The following is a 20,922-nucleotide window of genomic DNA, read 5'->3' on the forward strand; positions in this document are numbered from 1 at the left end:
GTTTTTAACTTCAAATTACTTTAAGTCAAAAACATAACGCAGTAAGAATATAGCGGTAATAAAATAAGTAATGCCTGATACTTCTTTCATTCTTCCTGTTCCCATCATTATCCCTACATAAGTAATAAATCCTAGTGCAATGCCTTCACTGATACTAAAGGTAAGAGGCATAACCATAAGTGCAACTGTAGCTGTAGCTAATGATGTCATATCCGAAGTATCTAACTGTCGAAATGATTCCATCATAAATATTCCAACCATTATAAGTGCAGGTGTAGTTGCCATTAACGGAATAACTTTCATTAAAGGTGTTAGAAATAAAGCGAGGATAAAGCACACGCCTACCACAATTGCCGTTAAGCCTGTTCTTCCGCCAGCTGAAACACCAGCGGCCGATTCAATATATGAAGTGACCGGAGATGTACCTAATGAAGCACCAATAACACTAGCGCCAGCATCAGCTGTTAATGCAGCTCCCATTTTTGGGAGTTTTCCATCTTTGTCGACTAAATTAGCTTTACGTGTAACGCCAATGAGAGTGCCTATGGTGTCAAACATATTAACGAATACTAGAGCAAAAATAAGATCCCATGTTTCGGCTATATTAATTATTGGATACATAATATCCATCGCGAAAAAGGTATTGCTGATACTGTCTGGCGCACCTAATATTGATTCAGGATGAGAGGTTAAATACCCATTTTCTGTTGGAACCATTGCACCGATTACAGTTAATACAACGACAGAAATTAAAATTGCACCTGTAACTTTTTTAATCATTAATACGATAGTGAGTAAAATACCAAACAGGGCAAGTAGGGTAACAGGTTGTGATAAATCACCTATTGAAACAAATGTTGCTGGATTACTTACTACTATCCCTGCATTTTTAAGACCGATAAACGCTATAAATAATCCAATACCACATTGCACGCCAATCTTAAGCGCTTCGGGCACTGCTTCTGCTATTTTCGTTCTTATACCTGTTAATGACAGTAAGAGAAATAATATTCCGTTCCAAAATACGATACCGAGTGCTGCTTCCCATGGTAATTCGCGGGTTAAACAAATAGTAAAAGCGAAAAAGGCGTTTAACCCCATACCAGGAGCCATTGCAATAGGATAATTTGTCATTAGCCCCATCATAATAGACGCAATACAGGCTGCTAAGGCTGTTACTGTAATTAAGCCTTCAATTGGCATTCCTCCAGCAGCAAGAATACTTGGGTTAACAACAAGTACATAAGACATCGCGGCAAAGGTAGTTAAACCAGCGATAAGTTCTTTTTTGAACGTTGTGCCATGCTCTTGTAGTTTAAATAGTTTTTCTAGTAGTTGGAGTGTCATAAATTTGCTCGGTGTTAAAAGTGTAGATAATTTAACCACCTGATTTTTGTTTTAAAAATTAGGTGATTATGATCTTGGTAATAATGTATTGTTATTTACTTTTTATCATAAGGCATTGTGTTTTTATAGGTACTCCAATCACTTACCAATGTATCAATAACTTTACTTCCAACAGCATATGCTGATTCCAGAGCTGATTGCATACCTGCGTAACCTTCAGAGCCACTTTCCTGTGCTAAATTCTCTGCAGCGGTTAAACCATAAGGTTGAGTGGTATAGTTACTTGCTGTTCGTAAAACCATAAAGCGATTTTTATTAACTTTACCGGCATTATGTAAAAAGCTCATGGCTTGGTATGCTCCTGTATCTTCCATACCTGAGCTGACAAAATTACCTTCTCCATTAGTCCAATACTTAGTCCAGTCGTTTGCCCAGTCATTAAGTAACTTTCCGTGCCAAAATGTTGAAGATGAAAGGTGTTCACCTTTTAAAACAAACGGAGGTTTTTGTGCATTTGGATATTGGCTGTACTGGTCACGTAACTTTTTCATTTTAGGGTAATCGTTAAGCTTTGTGTCTTTGGTTAACTCATACGCCCAATCTGTAAGTTTGTTGTTCAGCTTAAAGGCCTCACCACTCTTTGATTGTTGGTGATCTTCAGCACTTGGTGGCTCTGTATAAAAAAGTGGAAAATAACCTGTTTTCCAATCTTTAGGCATTTCTCTAGCATCAATTTGATGAGCCAATCCACCATCTACTAACCATGTGGTCCAAGCTGCAGAACCTATAGAAGCATCTTCAGGATCAATACCTGCTATACCTGCAACTAACCAATAGCTATGAGTTAGATCAAAGCGTTCATCAAGACCTAATGCCATAATAGCGGCTGATGCTTTTGCTATTCCCATACCTGTAACCATACCTAAAACACCTGTTTTTTCATTATAAAACAAGTCGTGGTGTCCTTGTGGGAAGTCAAACTTAGTGGAAAGGTTTTGCCCTGTTTTCCATAATTGAAATTCACCAGGTTTATCACCACTGTCTTCACCTATTTCAAACATAGTAACAACTACAGCCTTAACTTCGATAGGCTGTGGTGAAACACTTTTTGTGGTACTTGATTGTGTACAAGCGCTTACAACTATTACAGTCGTTAGTACTGATAATAGTTTTTTTATGTTAGTCATTCAGACTCCTAGGAGATTTTAAAATGGTAAATAACGATATTGTGCAATAACCACTTAACAAAGAGGGAACAATTAAGTTCCCATCGTATTGTTAAATTATTTTGAAAATTCCTCGCTTAAAATTTGTAGCTAAATTTAGCTTGGAAGTGTCGTGGCAGCTCAGGCAATACTATTTGTCCTCCAAACAAGTCAGGGAAGTTAGCGCGGTAGTAATCTTCATTGGTTATATTTTTCAGGTTAATACTCGCAGTCCAAGTTTCAGCATCATAAAATACACCGGCATTAATTAAGGTATAAGCTGGTAATTCTACTGATTGAGAAAATCCTGAATATGTTGAGTCAGCTCTTACAACACTTGCATTGGCTGCAAACCCGTTAAGAAAGTCATAAGTTGCTGTTGCTGTATAGATATTTTCAGGCATGCCTGCTTTGCGAGACTCTTCTTTATTGTTAACAAAGGTTAAACCTATAACGTTACCACCATAAATTAACGATGGATCAGTAAGTGATGTTAGGTCTTCTGCACCTAAGAAACCAAACTGTGAACCTTCTTCTAGGGCTGTTAGGTTATATACTTTTAAGTTGGTATAACCTGCACTAATAACAAGTTGCTCGTTAACTACCCAGCGTAGTTCAAATTCTACACCTTCGTTTTGAGTTGTTGCATTGGTAATGATGGCTTGTGCATTAAAGTCTGTACGTTTTTGTTCGTATGACGAAAGTGCAAAGTATAAACTGTCATCTAAAAAGCTACCTTTAATACCAAATTCAGTTAATTCTGATGTATCAAATGCACCACCAGACGCCACTGTACCTGCGTCTATTTCAGCACCTTGACCTGCAATCAATGTGGCTTGTTCAGCTACGGTAATATAAGGAATTAGTCCGAATTCAGTTTTGAATGAAATACTAGCGTTCCATGATACGCCGTCTACTGTATCTTCTTCAGTGGTTATAGGTGCTTCTACAAGCAGTTTATCGCCTCTACTGGTAGATTTTATATCAATGCTATCGTAACGAACGCCTAATACTGCATTTAAGCCAAAGTCCCATGTTAAGTCCGTCATTGCTGCTATACCATAATCAGTATAGTGACCTGTACTATAAGTGGTGTAATCAGTATCAATACGTGTAGATAGTAATCGTCTATCTAATGCCGATGACGGCAGGGTTAAATCTCGACGATCAAAGTATTCGTTAGTAAAATCATCACCATGTTTAAAGTTTGTATGGCGAATAGAGGGTGAAATTTGAACTTGTGCTATTAATGAATCCGTTTCAAATTCGTTAGAAATAATAACTTTATCTTCAACAACATAACTGTCATGGAATTGAGAAAAACCGTAAGCATTTTCATTTAAATTTTCGTAGGCTTCATAAAATAATTGGTTTTTAACTTCCCAATTATTGTCAGCATAATAAGTGACATCAAAATATAGTGTATCAACGGTGTTCGATAAGATGTCATCAGGTGCTACAAGTACGCTACTTTTACTTAAAGTTGCTGTGCCTGCATTATCAAGCATCATTTCTGGTGTTGCATCGGCATTAGTAAATAATGACGGAACTGCGTAGAAAAAACCTGCACCAGCAAGATTAACATCATCTGCACCATATTCTTGATGTGAAATTGAGCCATCACCATCAGTATCTAGTGGTCTTGCTGTACCTGTGGTGTAAGTATTGTTGTCAATTAAGTCTTGTGTTAAACGGTTCCAACCTGCTACTTGGTTACCATCGTATTTGTGATGCATACCACCTAATTCAATTTTAAGGTTGTCGCTAATGTCGATGTCGAACGAGCCTTGTAAAATAGTTTGGTCTGTATTGGTGTTATCATAAAAACTACCTGAATTTTCTATTTCACCATATAAATAGAAACCAGCAGTTTTACCTGCAACAGTTGCAGGCCCACCAATTTCAGCAGTCATTACACTTTTGTCCCAACTACCTGTGGTATATGAAAAAACACCTTTGTTTTCTTCTAAATAGCTACCGCCACTTGCACGTGCAGATTTTGGTGTGAAATTTAAATACCCACCAATTTTTGAAGGTCCATAAATGGGAGATGCTGGCCCGCGAACAATGTCTACTCGGCTTGAAGCTCCTATCGGTGTAGGGTAATTACCTGGATTGTCTAAGCGTTTTACGCCTCTAAAATAAGTTTCGCCGGGTGTTCCACGTACATCTAAAGACCCTGCAACGCCAAAAAATGATTGTGTAAATGTACCTGGAGAGAATGCTACCAATTCATCAATATCGCTAATACTAAAGCGTTCAATTTGTGCATCTGATATAGAAGAGGCAGAACGAGGGGTTTCTAATATTGATTTCCCAAAACCAAATACAGATTCAACGTCTTGACCCGGTAAGCTTCCAAGGGAGCCTCTGACTTCAATTTTTTCAATATTCTTATCGGTGCTGTCAGTTTCTTCGGCAAATACATTAGTAGAAAGCGATAAACTTAATGCTATTGCTGTAGCTAATGATGATGTTTTATATTTTATTATTGGCATGTGCATCCCTTGATAGTTTATAAATTTTAGCGATATTTTTTATTAGTTATTTTTGTTTTGTGTTACTAATTATAGTTAGAGCAGAATCTATGCCACAAAGTTGACTCTAGTGTCAGGAATGTTAATTGTTATTGGCTTTTTGTTTTTAATTTACTGTTTATAAAGATATTGTTTGTATTTGTATATTTTAATTTTTGCTGTTCGGTATGAAAGTATTGGTGTTTTTTTTAGTTGATTAGCACCTGATTGGTGCTTGTGCACCAATCAGGTAACAATTTGTAACTAAATTTATTATTTAAGGATAAGAGGTGATTGTAAGTGCATGTGAGCATTTTTTAGTTATGCATTATCTGTAACTTTATCACTAGTTAAACTCTGACTTTCTATCTTTTGATGATCTTTTGGTAGCACTAAGGTTAATAGTATTGCAGTGAAGCCGGCTGATGTTACTGATGACGATAAGATATTTTTTAACCAAATAGGTAATTGTGCTAATACTTCAGGAACAAACATGGTTCCTAAACCAACCCCTAAGGAGGTAGAAATGATCAGGCTATTTCGGCGATTAATAGGCTCTGTAGACATTATTTTTATACCAGCAACGGCAATCGTAGCAAACATAATTAACGTTGCACCACCTAGTACCGGTTTTGGCATCGCTTGTAAAATGCCACCAAGTATAGGAAATAGTCCTAATATAATGAGAATAGCTGCAATAAAGAAAGCAACATAGCGGCTTGCTACACCTGTTAATTGAATTACAGCATTATTTTGTCCGAATGTTGTATTGGGGAAAGTATTAAAGATCCCAGCAATAATAGAGTTTACACCATCAGCGAAAATACCACCTTTTATTCGGCTTATATACTGTTGTCCTTTAATCGGTAAACCAGAAAATAAGCTATTAGCGGTAAGATCTCCTGCAGTTTCTAAAGCACTTAAAAAGTAAACGAGTGCCACAGGTAGAAAAATTTGCCAGTCGAAAGCAAATCCATATTTAAAAGGTATAGGAACAGATATCAATGGTAGTTGAGACAAATGGTCAAAAGAAAGTAAACCTAAAGGGTAGGCGATTAATGCTCCAGCAAAAATACCAATAAATATAGATGACAGTCTTAACCAAGCATATTTACTGGCATTTAAGCAGATTATAATAATTAATACTGAAACGCCTAATAATAGATTACTTGGTGAGCCAAATGATTCGCTACCAAAGCCTCCCGCTAAGTCTGTCATACCAACTTTTATCAATGATAAACTGATGGTTAAAATAACAATACCTGTAGTTAATGGAGTGATAATATGCTTTATTTTATCGATAAAAAAGCTAAGGAAAACTTCAATAAAGGCGCCTGTTAATGTTACACCAAACATCATAGCCAACATATCGTCTTCACTTCCGCCACGCATTTTTACTAATGTAGCACCTGTAATCAATGCAGTCATAAAGGCAAAACTCGTGCCTTGCACTGCGATTAGCCCACAACCAATACGACCAAACCTTTTTGCTTGTACAAAAGTTCCGACGCCAGAAATCATTAAAGCCATACTGATCAAGTAAGGAATATGATGAGTTAAACCTAATGTTGAACCTATAATGAGGGTAGGAGTAACAATACCTACAAAGCTTGCTAGCACATGTTGAAAAGCAGCTGTTAAACTTTGAATAAATGGTGGTTTATCATTTAATTCGTATAAAATATCATTGTTTCTAGACATGGTTGTTAACCTTTTATTATTGATATTTACCGTTTAAGTAACGATAGAAAGCAGGATTCACCCAAATATATTCAGTGCTAATAGTAAACCTAGTTGAATGCTCATCTAGTAAGCTTTTGATCTGTGCAAGCACCTTTTCTTTACCATCGTTCAATGTAAGTGTTGAGGCTGTGTGCGTTTCGCTAATCATGTTAATGCGAGTAACTTGTTTGTAGTTTTCTTCATCAATAAATGAGCGATAAAAAGGTTGCCACCACGCGTCGATAATAAGTGTTTGCTTGTCTTGTTCACTGCTTTGCTCATTGCGTTTTGCATATTGGCTAACAAGAGGCATGAATTTAAGTTTGTTTTGATGATCTTCAAACGTTAATAGCAAATCGTACTCTTGGGCGTAGCGAATTTTCTCCACTTTTTCTACTTCAGTTGTATCATTCCAGCCATCACGAATATTAAATGCTGACGTTTTCTCTATTAACTGCCAAGTAAAGTTAACGTTGTGGAGTTTCAATAACGCGACTAGTTGTTTGGCGTGGATTAATGAAGAATGGCCATAAAGCAAAGTATTGTTTTGTGCTTGAATGCTATTGCGTTTAATGTTGTAACCTTGAATAAGGTTATTGCGTAATAACGAATTGAGTGGGGAGGTTATTTCTTGTGCAATGTCACTATGAAGTAAAGTTGAAGGTGGTAAATCAATACATGTAGATAGTGATTTACTCTTTAAAGGCTCAGCCCCATCTATACAGTCGAGTTGTTTTAATAATGTAGCAGACTGTAATTCAATTATTGGATTTTCAGGAAATGCAGCAACTATTTGTTTTACAGTATCAGATAATAATACTTGTTGAATTTGAGCTTCTGTTAACGTACTCGCAACTTCAGACAACTGTGCTTGGTTAACCATTTCAGCGTAGCTTTGTATAAAAGAATTGCTCGAATCTTTTGTTGTTTTATGGCTCGCTGCGTTTGCGTTAAACGTTCCCCATAAGACACTACATAAAATAAAGTAGTATTTATTCATTTGGTTATATTTCATATTAATTAGCGACTCTAGGGTAGTGAGTTAAAATGAATTGATTAAATTTAGGCTTGTGAACGAGTGATTTTTCATGGTGTTTAATAAAGTTATTTTCAAATTCTGAGATGTTTTTATCAAACCTTGAAAGTAATTCTTGTTTAGTATTTTGATCGAGAAAACCAAAAGATAGAGAGTTTTTACTTAGCTGAGTTATTTCATCCCAAGACAGATTAAAGTGTTTAACAGCGACAAAAAATTCATCAGTCATATTTGAATGCCACATGCCTCGATCATCAGTTGAAAGTGCAATAGGGATCCCCAAGCGCATAAACTCAGGAAATGGATGTTCTTTAAAGTCATTTACATAACCAAGTTTTAAATTACTGATCAAATTGACTTCAATTAAATATTGGCTGTGGCGCATCAAGAGTAATGTTTGAGGATCATCTAGCAGGTTTACCCCATGACCAATTCTTTTTGCACCGAGTAATAATGAATCTCTAATATTAAAATTTGGCGCTTCAGACTCCCCAGCGTGTATCGATAAATCAATAGCTGGGTACACGTTTCTTAGCTTTCTTAAAGTCGGTAAAAAGCGAAGAGGATGACCTTGAGGATTATCTTCACGACCAACCATATTAATGCCTACATAAATATCTCGATGTTGATCTACAAATTTATAAATTGAAACAAGTTGCTCTTCTGCATTAGGTGTAAAACGCAACAATGCATATTGCAGCCTTACCGTTACTCCTGTGTTGATAGCATCGGCTTGATTCAAGCGGTCAGTTACAATTTTTAAAGCTTCTTCTTGAGAGTATGGAGTACCATCTACTTTGCTTTTGTAGTTAACATTAACTTGTGCTTCTAAATAAAGCATTCCCTCATTACTAAAAGCTTTCATATTTTTAACAAGCATTTCTGCGGCAATATAAGGATTTGCTGTTAAATCATTAAGGCGTTGCCAATGAGTTTGAAAAAATTCATCACGTCCTTCATGAGGTTTATCTAACCAAATGCTATTTTTCCATGCTTTTATTTCTGCTTTATTTAGCTTATTCAGTGCCTTGTAGTTTCCTTGTTCACATTCACTTAACTTCTGATAATTGCTCAGACTAATAGTGTGGAAGGTCAGTAATTGAGGTGAAAAACCAAACTCATTTTGGCCATAACCATTACAAAGTGCTGTTTTGGTTCGAGTAAAGTAGGTATATCCACCGTTCTTTGTTTTATCTAACGCAAGTTCATACCACCATGATGGTAAATTACTACCACTTGAGTGATGGTGTAAATCTCCACCTTTAGGCATGTTATATAGAAATTGGTAGAGTTGTTTATCGGTTGCGGTATTTTTAAAATCTTCAAACCAACTATTGTTATCATTTAAGCTAGGTTTTTGTACTGTATTTTTAACTTCTTTGTAAACGGGTTCGGCAACAGATGTATGGGTAATAAAAACCATTAAAAACAGAAGTGAGTAACGCGCGCTTTTTATCGAGATTAACATTTGATTTTCCCAAATAGACACTTTAATAAGAAATAATAAGCTGAAATATCAAGAGGATTATTTGTTGAACATTGATTTCTTTCATCTCTTTATAATAAAACAAGCAAGAAGTTAACCAATCGGTTGGCTTTTCTGTATGTGTTTTATTATCTTGTTGTATTTATGAGGTAAATTGTCCTTATCTTTGCTATCAGTAAAGACAGCTTCTGTATTGAAGATTGATGGTAATAGTATTTAATGCACCAAATTAATACATTTTTATAAACTATGGTGTTTGATTTTGTGTGTGAAATTTAAAATAGCTGATCTTTCGCTAATGGGGGAGGGCAAGTTTAAAGATTTGTATGTGTTGTTATTGATTTTGACAAGATCACCACATAGATGCAGAGGCTTAAGTTTAGCTTGGGAATATGGGCATATGCCTATAAGCCTTTTAATTCTCATTGAGAGAGATGGTATTTAGCGAATAGACTGACAGCATTTAAAAATACCAGTTAGCTATAAACTAACTGGTATTAAATGTTTTTTAATTAGGATGGCTTAAAGTTTAGCTTTTAATGTAAACAATAAATCGAGGGCTTGCCTTGGAGTTAAATCATCTAAATCAGTTTCTTTCAAGGTATCAATAATAGGGTGATCAGCTTCATCAATGAACGAGAGCTGTTCAAAGCTAGCTGTTTCTTTTGGATGTTTAACGGCACTTGATTCTATAGATTTCGATGAAGTCTTATTAGTTGCTAACGATGATGAAACAATTTGATTTTGCTCTAACTCAATAAGTCGTTGCTTTGCTCTACTGATAACTGATTTGGGTACACCAGCAAGTTGCGCAACTTGAATACCAAAACTTTTACTTGCAGCACCTTGTTGTACTTTATGCATAAAGGCAATCGTGTCTTCATGTTCAATGGCATCTAAATGTACGTTATCTAATAATTCAAACTCTTCAGATAACAGAGTTAGCTCAAAATAGTGAGTAGCAAATAACGTATAAGCTTTAATATTGCTCGCTAACATTTCAGCACATGCCCAGGCTAGTGATAAACCGTCATAGGTACTTGTTCCACGGCCTATTTCATCTAATAAAACTAAACTCTTATCTGTTGCATTATGAAGAATATTTGCGGTTTCAGTCATTTCAACCATGAAAGTAGAGCGGCCACTTGCTAGATCGTCTGAAGCACCTATACGGGTGAATATTCTATCAACCATACCTATTTCTGCAGAGCTTGCAGGTACATAACAACCAATATGAGCAAGTAACACAATTAACGCTGTTTGTCGCATGTAGGTAGATTTACCACCCATATTTGGACCAGTGATAATCAGCATCTTATGCTTTTCTGATAAATGTACAGGATTGGCAATAAAAGCATCTGTTGTCATTTGTTCAACAACAGGATGACGACCATCATCAATTAAAATCCCCGACTCTTCAGTTAAAGTCGGTTTTACGTAATTCAGTGTTTGTGCACGTTCAGCAAATGTTGTTAAAACATCTAACTCTGAAATAGCATCTGAAAGCTCTTGTAATGCAACTAATTCAGGTAAAACTAAATCGAACAACTCATCGTATAGCTTTTTCTCTAAGGCTAAAAACTTGCTTTGTGCGCCTAATACTTTTTCTTCGTGCTGTTTTAACTCATTGGTAATAAAGCGTTCGTTATTTTTTAAAGTTTGGCGTCTAATATAATCGTCAGGCACATCGTTAGAAGCACTTCTGCTTATTTCAATATAAAAACCATGAACCTTGTTATAACCGACTTTTAAAGACTGAATGCCAGTACGTTCTTTTTCACGCTGCTCAAGCTGAGATAAAAACTCAGTTGCACCATCACTTAAGTCTCTTAGTACATCTAATTCTTCATGATAACCAGGTGCAATAACGCCACCATCACGAATAAGTACAGGAGGATTTTCAACAACGGCTTTTTCTAACAAAGATTGAATGTTAGGCAGAGGTTTACTTTTTAGCGCTAAATCGTGCATGTAACCCGAGTTTTTAATACTCAAAATATCTTGTAGCTCAGGTAACCTTTGTAAAGAATCTCGAAGACGGGCAAAGTCACGTGGGCGAGCAGAGCGCAAAGCAATTCGTGAAACAATACGTTCAATATCACCAAATGATTTTAAAGTAGCAAATAAATCAAAATATAGATCATGAGTTAATACATCTTCAATTACTTCATGTCTGCGGTTTAATACCGATAAATTACGTAATGGGAAATGGATCCAACGTTTAAGTAAACGCGATCCCATAGGCGTAGCGCTATTATCTAAAATGTCTGCTAACGTGCAGTCAGTACCACCTTTTAGATTATGCGTTAGCTCTAAATTTCGTCTTGTTGCAGCATCTAAAATAACGCCAGTTGCGGCTGATTCAAAAACGACAGATCTTATATGAGGCAACTCAGATCGTTGACATTCTTTTACGTATTGAAATAAACAGCCAGCCGCAGCTAAACCATAAACTTTGTCAGCTACACCAAAACCTGTCAGTTCTTTTGTATTAAACTGTTTATTTAAAAGACTATTTGCTGTGCTTAAATCAAATTCCCATTCAGAGCGACGACGTAAACCTTTGTGATTAGAAATTAACGAAAAGTCAGAAAAATACTCAGGATATAATAATTCAGCAGGATTAAGGCGTTGCAACTCAGCTTGTAATTGTTCTTTCGAACTAGGCTCCGTGATAACAAATCGACCGCTGGTAATATCTAAATAAGCTAAGCCGAAATGATGTTTGTTTTTTTCAACCGTTTCGCTAATCGCTACAATTAAGTTGTCTTGTTTATCTGTTAATAAAGCTTCATCACTTACCGTACCAGGGGTTACTACGCGAACTACTTTACGTTCAACGGGACCTTTACTTGTTGCTGGATCGCCTATTTGTTCGCATATCGCGACAGATTCACCTAACTGCACTAACTTAGCTAAATAACCTTCAACAGCATGATACGGAACACCCGCCATAGGAATGGCATTACCACCTGTTTTGCCACGCGCGGTAAGTGATATATCTAATAAGTCCGATGCTTTTTTAGCATCATCAAAAAATAATTCGTAAAAATCACCCATACGATAAAAAATCAGAATATTCGGAAATTCCGCTTTAATTGTGAGGTACTGGCGCATCATAGGTGTGTGTTGTGATAAATCTGTCATGTGTTATTTCGTTTATTACTTTATTTATAATGGGTTATGTAGCTTTTTAATATTTGAAAAGCTATTTAAATATTGGGTAACTTCATTATTTTTAATGTCGTTACCGTATTAAGTGTAGGTGAAAAGGTAGTTTTAATTGGTATCAACTACTCGCGGAGAAACCTACACCAAATCGCATATTTATAATTTGTTTATAATGATACTTTGCTTACTTGTATAGGGCTAGCAATGAATCTTTAAAATAAAGGACTTAATTGTTAGCTTTGCAATTCAGGTTGTTTTCATAAATGAAATGTTATCAATAAATTATGAATGAATATCTACTTATAGAAACTTATTTATTAGAATGAGAAAAATTACTTAACTATTTTAATCGATGATTTTAATATTTATAATACAAGTTAAATTAGCACACATTGACCTTTTGGTCAGTATGCGTAAAAATGAGTAATATAAATTCATCAAATTGAATCTTATGACTGAAGAAATAAAACAAAACAAAAAAGAAGCGACTCGAGAGAAAAATCAACAGCTTATTCTAGCGGCAGCTGAAAAAATATTTGCTCAACTTGGCTATGATGGCGCAAGTATGAGTATGATCGCGAAGGAAGCTGGTGTCGCTAAAGCTAATGTTCATTATTACTTTACTAGCAAGGAAGGACTTTACGAAACGGTACTCGAAAACATTGTAAGCTCATGGAATTTAGGGCTAGAGGAAGTAACTGTTGAAGATGATCCCGCTGTTGTTTTATATAAATATATCCAATACAAAGTCATTTTATCGATAGAAAAACCAATGCAATCGCGCTTGTTTGCTATTGAAATGATCCGTGGTGCGCCTTTTCTGCAAGATTATATTCGTAAAAATTCACGGCCATGGTTCAGAGAAAAATATGAATTGTTACAAGCTTGGATGGATGCAGGAAAGATGGATCAAGTAGACCCTAATCATCTGCTATTTACTATTTGGTCCACTACGCAATATTATGCTGATTTTGAAACAGAAGCATTATTATTATTGAACAAGTACGAATATGAAGAAAGTGATGTAAAAGCGATTACTCAGTCTATTGCCCAAATTATTTTGAAAGGCGTTGGTCTTTCTATTCCTAAGTAAGGTATTTAATATTATGCAAGATTTCACAACGCCAGATTTGTTTGACGATCATAGAGATACCGTGAGAACAGCTGAAGCTGGTTTGAATTCATACGGTGGAAAAGATAAATTTTTTGGTCAAGCTGTTACCGTTACATGCCCAGAAGATAACTCTTACGCCGTTGAAGTATTAAAGCAGTCAGGTAAAGGCAAAGTGTTGGTTATTGATGGTTTTGCCAGTAAAAAACATGCATTTATTGGCGACATTATGGCAACTACTGCAATTGAAAATGGTTGGGAAGGCGTTATTATCAATGGTTGTTGTCGAGATATTGAAATATTAAAAACTATGGATATTGCGGTAATGGCATTAGGTGTTACCCCAAGAAGTACACTTAAGCGTGGTTTTGGTGATAAAAATCAAACAGTTAATTTATTAGGGACAAGTATTTCACCTAACGATTGGGTTTACGCCGATGTAAACGGTTTGATCATTAGTGAGTCGCCACTTAATTAATTTAAACTACCATCAATAATTAGGTATAAATTTTTATACCTAATTTATTCTCTTTAGATTTTCTTTTCTTCTATTTTTAAACATGTAAAAGCACTACTCTGGTGATTTTTAGCACCATGCTGGTGATCATAAACTATCATTTTACAGTATATTTATTTTTCATTTTAAGCACATCTTTGATATCATTGACCGATCGGACAGGAATGTTGTTTTGGCATTGTAATTGCTCTTTAATTATTTTTACATATAGTCGAGCTAACAGAATACGTATTTTTGTTATTCATAAGCACTCGAATATAAATGCAGATTCACTCAGTTAATACCTTAAGTGTCTCGATGATTTCTAATGAAGGCTTTGTTGGGTATCTGCTAGGGCTAGCGTCAGAGTTAACTAAAGTTAGAGATAGTATTACCGATTTTAACGTCATTTTTAAATTCTAAACATGAACAACTAAAAACTGTTGGGTAATTATGAACAATAATTCACATACAAATAAAAACGCTATTTTTTGCGATCATGGGCCAACACAATGGCAAACATCTCAGCAGGGCAATTTGCTTAATCAACGCCTTGCCGTTAAAGATTTATTCGCTGTTAAAGGTGAAAAGAATAGCGCTGGTAATCCTGATTGGTTTGCAAAGGCAACTACTGCCCAACAGAGTGCTTCTTCAATAGATAAGCTGATGGCGCAAGGATGTGAATTTGTTGGTTTTACCCATACCGATGAAATTGCTTACAGCTTAGAAGGTAATAACTTTCATTATGGTGCGGCTGAAAACCCTAAAGTACCAAACCATGCCTGTGGAGGTTCAAGTATGGGCTCTGCAGCTGCGGTTGCTGCTAATTTAGCTGATATTGGTTTAGGTACAGATACAGGCGGTTCGGTTCGTATTCCAGCAAGTTATTGTGGCTTGTATGGAATTCGTCCTAGTCACGATGTTATTGCTAAAGATGGTCTTATTCCTTTAGCTCCGCCATTCGATACTATTGGTTGGTTTACAAATACGGCTGAGTTATTACAGCAAACGGGCGATGTATTATTACCTGAGCAAGTTATCAACTCAGTAGATACACTTGTTATTCATGAAGGTTTATTTGAATTAATTGATCCTAAGCTGCTTCCTGTAATACAACGTTTACTTGAGCAAACAAAAGCTCAATTTACTCATCATAAGAAACTGGTATTACCGCAAACAAACATCTTAACTGAATTAGCCGATGCATTTCGAATTTTACAAGGCAGAGCTATCGCTAAACAGCACGGTAAATGGATAAATGAAGAACAACCGAGTTTCTCTCCAGCTATTACATCGCGTTTTGAAATGGCGATGGCACTAACCCAAGCAGAAGAAAAAGAAGCGCTAGCAATACAGCAAACTTGGCAGAAAGTTATTGCTGATAATTTAGATGAGAAAAGTTGTTTATTTCTTCCTACAACGCCAACAACTGCACCTAAACTAGGTGAAGACACTAGCGAGTTGCGTATGCGAATTATCACGCTTTCAGCTATTGCGGGATTAAGTGGTTCTGCTCAGGTGCATTTGCCAGCAGCTACTTCAGAACAAGGTCATCCGTATGGATTTTCATTAATGATGGCTCATGGTAATGATAAAAGTTTACTAACAAAAATAACTAAAATATCGAACGAGTATAACAAGGGGATGGTTAATGAGTGATCACAATATAGCGTTTACGGCTCCACACTGGGCTGCATCAGAAGCTGGTGTTGAAATTTTAAAAGAAGGTGGAACCGCTACTGAAGCTATGGTGGCAGCAGCAGCTGTTATCAGTGTAGTTTATCCCCATATGAACTCTATCGGTGGTGATGGTTTTTGGTTAATAGATAACCCTAACGATAAAACACCTATAGCTATCGATGCTTGTGGGCGTTCTGCTAGTAATATTGATGCTTATGAAAATCATACTCAAATGCCATCTCGTGGCGGTTTAAGCGCAGTAACGCAAGCGGGAACAGTCAGAGGTTGGCAACAAGCGTTAGCCAGCGATAAAAATGCAAAACTACCATTAAGCCGTATTCTTCAACCTGCAATTAGCTGGGCTCGTAATGGCTTTGTAGTTTCAGCAAGTTTACAAGCAGGTTGCGAAAAATTAGCGAGTGTAGAAGAAACCAACCAAGCCTTTAAGTCTCTTTATTTGAACAGCAATAATCAAGGTAAACCTTTACAGGCTGGCGACAACTATTTTAACCATAAATTAGCTACTACCTTTGAATATTTAGCGACTCATGGTTTAGATGCTTTTTATCAAGGTGAGTTAGCTGACTCATTCGTGCAAGATTTAGCAGCAGCAGGTAGCCAATTAACGCGTGAAGATTTAGCTAACACGGCAGCAGATGTTGTTACGCCTTTAATTTTATCTATCAATGGAGCAACTTGTTTTAACTTGCCAGCGCCGACACAGGGCATACATTCATTACAAATTATTGGTGTATTAGACAAATTAAAACAGCAACACAATATAGCTACCGAAGCCGATTGGTTACATTTAATTGTTGAAGCAACAAAACAAAGCTTTAGTCAAAGAGGAACTTTGTGGGCAGATAAAACTTCAGTTGTCTCTAATGCTTACAACAATGCACTTACTGAAAATACGTTAAACACTTTAGCTAATGGCGTTGATATAAAACAAGCCAAAACTTGGCCTTATAGCGCTGAACCGGGTGATACCGTTTGGATGGGAGCTAAAGACAAATACGGACAACTAGTAAGCTTTATTCAAAGTGTTTACTGGGAGTTTGGTAGCGGTGTTGCTATGTCTGAAGGTGGGTTTTCTTGGAACAACAGAGGTTTAAGTTTCAGCTTACAAGATAGTGATATTAATGTGTTAGCTGTTAATAAAAAACCAGCACATACATTAAACCCAGCTATGGCTAAGTTCGACGATGGCAGACGTTTATCTTACGGCACTATGGGCGGAGAAGGGCAACCACAAACTCAAGCAGCTATTTTTACTGGTTATGCTTGGCGAGATAAATCTATAGAGAAAGCAGTAGCAGATCCTCGTTGGTTATTAGGTCGTACTTGGGGTGAAGACAGCACAAACCTCAAAATAGAAAAAGCCTTAGCAGACCAAGTGAGTGATGAATTAAATGCTCGCGGACATGATTGGCAATCGGTTGATAATAACAATGAAATGATGGGACATGCTGGCGCTATTTTAGATGCATCAAATACACTTGAAGCCGCTACAGATCCTCGTTCAGATGGTCGTGCAATCGTTGCTAAAACTGTTTAGTTGTGAGATCTAATAAAGAATGAACACAATAGCGTTAAGCACAAATAAATTAAACTAAATTAGTTAAAGTTAAATTAAGTTAAGTAAACAAAATAAAAACAATTAATTAGGAAAATAAATGTCAGAATTATTAAATCAATGGCCAATAGCAATCGCTCTAATTGGAACAGGTGTTTTTGCAGGGCTTCTTGCTGGGTTATTTGGTGTCGGTGGGGGTATTGTTATCGTGCCTGTTATGTACTTTTTACTACAAGGCTTTGGCGTAAGTGCTGAATCCGCGATGATGATCGCAACAGCAACGTCGTTAGCTACTATTGTGCCTACCTCTATCTCATCTATCCGTTCACATCATGCGAAAGGTAATGTTGATGTCGCTCTATTAAAATACTGGGCAGTATTCATCTTAATTATGGCGATTGTGGGCAGTTTATTCGCACAATATGTTCGTGGTAATGGGCTAACTTTTATGTTTGCTGTTATTGCCATTTTAGTGAGTTTAAATATGCTATTTCGCGCTAATGCTCCAGCACTAAGAGAAGAGCTTCCAGGTAAGTTTGGTCAAGGTATTATGGCTTCAATTGTTGGGTGTTTATCAGTAATGATAGGTATTGGCGGCGGCACCATAGGCGTACCTATGCTAACGGCTTTTAATGTACGTGCTCATGTTGCTGTAGGTACTGCTGCGGTATTTGGTTTATTAATCGCTTTACCTGGCGTACTCACCTTATTAACAGTAGGTCAAACACCTAGCGATGCTCCTATTGGTACGTTTGGTTTAGTTAACGTACCTGCATTTCTATTAATTATTCCGCTAACTATTTTATTCGCTCCTTTAGGTGTGAAATTAGGTAGCAAACTTAATCCTAAACAATTAAAACGTGCATTTGCCGTCGTGCTTATGTTCACCGGTATCCGTATGTTAACTCAAGCGATGGGAGTGTAATTCATGTCAAACAACACACAAGTTCAAACGTTAAATCCACCACAACGTTTATTAATGGGGCCTGGTCCTATTAATGCTGACCCTCGCGTTTTACGAGCAATGTCAGCGCAGTTAATTGGTCAATATGATCCTGTTATGACAGGTTTTATGAATGAAACTATGGCGAGATATCGTGAAGTATTTAAAACCCAAAACGAATGGACCATGCTGATAGATGGTACATCACGTGCGGGTATTGAAGCTGTTTTAGTTTCAATGTTACGTCCTGGCGACAAAGTCTTAGTTCCTATCATGGGCCGATTTGGTCATTTATTAGTTGAAATTGCTGAGCGCGCTCGTGCTGAAGTTCACACAATTGAAGTACCTTGGGGCGAAGTATTTAAGCCTGAACAAATAGAGGAAGCCATTAAACGTGTACAACCTAGAGTACTTGCTATGGTTCAAGGTGATACATCAACCACTATGAACCAACCGCTCGAATTTATTGGTGATATTTGTCAAAAGCATGATGTTCTTTTTTATTGTGACGCAACCGCTTCAATTGTAGGTAATCATTTACCTGTAGACGAGTGGAAACTTGATGCTTTATCAGTTGGTTTACAAAAATGTTTAGGTGGTCCGTCAGGCTCAGCGCCTATCACGCTAAGTGATAAATGTGTTGATTGGATCCGCCAACGTAAAAAAGTTGAAGCAGGTATCCGTACCGCAGATCATAAAGATGGCGTTGAACCTTTCATTGGCTCGAATTATTTCGATCTGGGTATGATCATGGATTACTGGGGTGAAGAACGACTTAACCACCACACTGAAGCTACAAGCATGCTGTTCTGTGCATCAGAATGTGCGCGAATTGTTATTGAAGAAGGCGTTGATAATAGCGTTGCTCGTCACAAATTACATGGTGATGCGATGCTGTTTGGTCTGCAAGCTTTAGGTTTGAAGATTTTTGGTGATATCAAAAATAAAATGAATAACGTTGTTGGTGTTTATATTCCTGATGAAGTTGATGGCGATACAGTACGTAACCAAATGTTAAATGATTTTGGTATTGAAATTGGTACATCATTTGGACCATTACACGGAAAAATCTGGCGTATAGGAACCATGGGTTACAACGCGAGAAAAGACACTGTGTTGCAAACCTTAGCTTGTTTAGAAGCTTGTTTACATGCCAATGGTTATAAAGGGCCTAAAGGCGAAGCAACCTTAGCTGCATTAGCACATTATAAATAGGGATTTAAAATGGAGTTGTTAAATAACACACTTGCCGCTAAATATTCAGAACGCGCTTTATCTCGTTGTAAAATCTTAAGTGAAATCAGCGAGATGGAAGGTGGAATATTGCGCCAATACCTATCCAAAGAGCATAAAGCATGTAATCTTACGGTAAGTGATTGGATGACAGAAGCGGGTATGACTACCTGGCAAGATAGTGTTGGCAACCAATGGGGACGTATAGTTTCTGCTAATCCTAATGCCAAACGCCTGATCATAGGTTCGCATTTAGATACAGTGCCTAATGCTGGTGCTTATGATGGTATTTTAGGTGTATTACTGGCAGTTGAACTTGCAGCTTTAGTAACAGAGTTGCAAATAGAACTGCCTTTTCATCTCGATGTTGTTGGTTTTTGTGATGAAGAAGGTACACGCTTTGCCACCACCTTAATTGGCTCTAAAGCATTAGCTGGTGAATTCTCTCCTGATTGGTTAGCCCTTACCGATGTTAATGGTGTTTCTATGGAACAAGCCATGACAGAGTTTGGTTTAACACCTAATGATTATTCGTCATCAGCCCTTAAACCTGAAGAACTAATCGCTTATTGGGAAGCGCATATTGAGCAAGGCCCTGTTCTAGAATCTGTAGATCAAGCACTCGGTGTTGTTACGGCAATTGCTGGTGCTAAACGCGCAATTATTTCGTTTATTGGTCATAGCGGACACGCAGGTACAACACCTATGCATTTGCGTAAAGATTCTCTTGCTGCAGCAGCTGAGTTTATTGTGTCTATAGAGCAGTTGGCGAAAAACTCTAAAAATGGTGAAGTGGCAACGGTTGGTCAAATTGAAGCTAAACCTGGAGCAACGAACGTTATTCCAGGTAAAACCTTAATGAGTTTAGATATAAGAGCGCAAAACGCTCCAGACTTAGATGCTTTACTTAGTGATATTAGAAGCTCTGTTGAAAAGATTGTTGAAGAAAGAAATCTAGCATTCGATTGGCAGTGGACACATCAAGCGGGAGCGGTAGATTGCGATGAAGAAATTCAGCAACTCTTCAAATCTGCTTGTGTTGCTAATTCAGAAGATTCACCCTTTTTACCTTCAGGTGCTGGGCATGATGCGATGGCAATAGCTAAAGTATGCCCAATTGGAATGTTGTTTTTACGCAGCCCTAAAGGTATTAGTCATCATCCAAGTGAATCTGTGATTGATGGCGATGTTACTAAAGCTTTGTCTGTTTTATACACAGCACTTATTAAACAGAAGAATGCAAGTTTGTAGTTCTTTTGCTAAAGTACAAAAAGAATAACAGTTAACTGATAAAAGCGGCAGATTAACACGCAAGTCACTGCCATAACTCTAACGAGCTATGGCAGGGATCTATCTAAAAATCCTACCTAGCTTATTTATTCCTCAAATAGGAAAGTGAA

The 20,922-nt window shown here is 36.9% G+C and carries 14 protein-coding genes; 7 read left to right on the forward strand and 7 right to left on the reverse strand.

Going from position 1 to position 20,922, the window contains the following annotated elements; all coding sequences use genetic code 11:
* Positions 1 to 15: 15 nt before the first annotated feature.
* From Q5N69_RS15200 to mutS, 7 genes are all read right to left on the reverse strand, one after another.
* Positions 16 to 1,347, reverse strand: a complete 1,332-nt coding sequence (locus Q5N69_RS15200; RefSeq protein ID WP_304369942.1) for an NCS2 family permease — start codon at positions 1,345 to 1,347, stop codon at positions 16 to 18.
* A gap of 95 nt (positions 1,348 to 1,442) precedes the next feature.
* A complete protein-coding gene (locus tag Q5N69_RS15205; RefSeq protein WP_304369943.1) occupies positions 1,443 to 2,534 on the reverse strand; it encodes a purine nucleoside permease in 1,092 nt (363 codons plus the stop codon).
* Positions 2,535 to 2,650: 116 nt separating this feature from the next.
* A complete protein-coding gene (locus Q5N69_RS15210; RefSeq protein ID WP_304369944.1) occupies positions 2,651 to 5,056 on the reverse strand; it encodes a TonB-dependent siderophore receptor in 2,406 nt (801 codons plus the stop codon).
* A gap of 333 nt (positions 5,057 to 5,389) precedes the next feature.
* Entirely contained in the window at positions 5,390 to 6,769 is a 1,380-nt protein-coding gene (locus tag Q5N69_RS15215) for a uracil-xanthine permease family protein (protein WP_304369945.1), read from the reverse strand.
* A gap of 16 nt (positions 6,770 to 6,785) precedes the next feature.
* A complete protein-coding gene (locus tag Q5N69_RS15220; RefSeq protein WP_304369946.1) occupies positions 6,786 to 7,805 on the reverse strand; it encodes a hypothetical protein in 1,020 nt (339 codons plus the stop codon).
* A 1-nt stretch (position 7,806) separates the two neighbouring features.
* A complete protein-coding gene (locus Q5N69_RS15225; RefSeq protein ID WP_304369947.1) occupies positions 7,807 to 9,294 on the reverse strand; it encodes an adenosine deaminase in 1,488 nt (495 codons plus the stop codon).
* Between the two features lie 540 nt (positions 9,295 to 9,834).
* Positions 9,835 to 12,459 (reverse strand): DNA mismatch repair protein MutS, encoded by a 2,625-nt coding sequence (mutS, locus tag Q5N69_RS15230; protein ID WP_304369948.1) that lies wholly within the window; start codon positions 12,457 to 12,459, stop codon positions 9,835 to 9,837.
* Between the two features lie 475 nt (positions 12,460 to 12,934).
* Here mutS and Q5N69_RS15235 point away from each other — a divergent pair, with 475 nt between their 5' ends.
* The 7 genes from Q5N69_RS15235 to Q5N69_RS15265 all read left to right on the forward strand — a co-directional run bounded on the left by Q5N69_RS15235 (position 12,935) and on the right by Q5N69_RS15265 (position 20,773).
* The gene (locus tag Q5N69_RS15235) at positions 12,935 to 13,576 is read left to right on the forward strand and encodes a TetR family transcriptional regulator C-terminal domain-containing protein (protein WP_304369949.1); all 642 of its coding nucleotides are present in this window, start codon (positions 12,935 to 12,937) and stop codon (positions 13,574 to 13,576) included.
* Between the two features lie 13 nt (positions 13,577 to 13,589).
* Entirely contained in the window at positions 13,590 to 14,072 is a 483-nt protein-coding gene (locus Q5N69_RS15240; protein WP_304369950.1) for a putative 4-hydroxy-4-methyl-2-oxoglutarate aldolase, read from the forward strand.
* Between the two features lie 471 nt (positions 14,073 to 14,543).
* Complete coding sequence (locus Q5N69_RS15245) at positions 14,544 to 15,749, forward strand: amidase (protein ID WP_304369951.1); 1,206 nt, start codon at positions 14,544 to 14,546, stop codon at positions 15,747 to 15,749.
* Positions 15,742 to 17,328: a gamma-glutamyltransferase family protein gene (locus tag Q5N69_RS15250; RefSeq protein WP_304369952.1), complete on the forward strand. Its 1,587-nt coding sequence runs from the start codon at positions 15,742 to 15,744 to the stop codon at positions 17,326 to 17,328. The genes Q5N69_RS15245 and Q5N69_RS15250 overlap by 8 nt, the downstream gene beginning before the upstream one ends.
* A gap of 118 nt (positions 17,329 to 17,446) precedes the next feature.
* A complete protein-coding gene (locus Q5N69_RS15255) occupies positions 17,447 to 18,271 on the forward strand; it encodes a sulfite exporter TauE/SafE family protein (RefSeq protein ID WP_304369953.1) in 825 nt (274 codons plus the stop codon).
* 3 nt (positions 18,272 to 18,274) lie between these two features.
* On the forward strand, positions 18,275 to 19,504 hold the full coding sequence (locus tag Q5N69_RS15260; protein ID WP_304369954.1) for an alanine--glyoxylate aminotransferase family protein: 1,230 nt from the start codon (positions 18,275 to 18,277) through the stop codon (positions 19,502 to 19,504).
* Positions 19,505 to 19,513: 9 nt separating this feature from the next.
* Positions 19,514 to 20,773, forward strand: a complete 1,260-nt coding sequence (locus Q5N69_RS15265) for an allantoate amidohydrolase (RefSeq protein WP_304369955.1) — start codon at positions 19,514 to 19,516, stop codon at positions 20,771 to 20,773.
* Positions 20,774 to 20,922: the final 149 nt, after the last annotated feature.

Origin of the sequence: Pseudocolwellia sp. AS88 (genome assembly GCF_030551755.1) — a bacterium.
Classification (GTDB): Bacteria; Pseudomonadota; Gammaproteobacteria; order Enterobacterales; family Alteromonadaceae; genus Pseudocolwellia.

Coding starts and splice junctions, on each gene's coding strand:
- Q5N69_RS15200 (WP_304369942.1), bottom strand. CDS start 1,347: ATGACACTCCAACTACTAGAAAAACTATTTAAACTACAAGAGCATGGC.
- Q5N69_RS15205 (WP_304369943.1), bottom strand. CDS start 2,534: ATGACTAACATAAAAAAACTATTATCAGTACTAACGACTGTAATAGTT.
- Q5N69_RS15210 (WP_304369944.1), bottom strand. CDS start 5,056: ATGCACATGCCAATAATAAAATATAAAACATCATCATTAGCTACAGCA.
- Q5N69_RS15215 (WP_304369945.1), bottom strand. CDS start 6,769: ATGTCTAGAAACAATGATATTTTATACGAATTAAATGATAAACCACCA.
- Q5N69_RS15220 (WP_304369946.1), bottom strand. CDS start 7,805: ATGAAATATAACCAAATGAATAAATACTACTTTATTTTATGTAGTGTC.
- Q5N69_RS15225 (WP_304369947.1), bottom strand. CDS start 9,294: ATGTTAATCTCGATAAAAAGCGCGCGTTACTCACTTCTGTTTTTAATG.
- mutS (WP_304369948.1), bottom strand. CDS start 12,459: ATGACAGATTTATCACAACACACACCTATGATGCGCCAGTACCTCACA.
- Q5N69_RS15235 (WP_304369949.1), top strand. CDS start 12,935: ATGACTGAAGAAATAAAACAAAACAAAAAAGAAGCGACTCGAGAGAAA.
- Q5N69_RS15240 (WP_304369950.1), top strand. CDS start 13,590: ATGCAAGATTTCACAACGCCAGATTTGTTTGACGATCATAGAGATACC.
- Q5N69_RS15245 (WP_304369951.1), top strand. CDS start 14,544: ATGAACAATAATTCACATACAAATAAAAACGCTATTTTTTGCGATCAT.
- Q5N69_RS15250 (WP_304369952.1), top strand. CDS start 15,742: ATGAGTGATCACAATATAGCGTTTACGGCTCCACACTGGGCTGCATCA.
- Q5N69_RS15255 (WP_304369953.1), top strand. CDS start 17,447: ATGTCAGAATTATTAAATCAATGGCCAATAGCAATCGCTCTAATTGGA.
- Q5N69_RS15260 (WP_304369954.1), top strand. CDS start 18,275: ATGTCAAACAACACACAAGTTCAAACGTTAAATCCACCACAACGTTTA.
- Q5N69_RS15265 (WP_304369955.1), top strand. CDS start 19,514: ATGGAGTTGTTAAATAACACACTTGCCGCTAAATATTCAGAACGCGCT.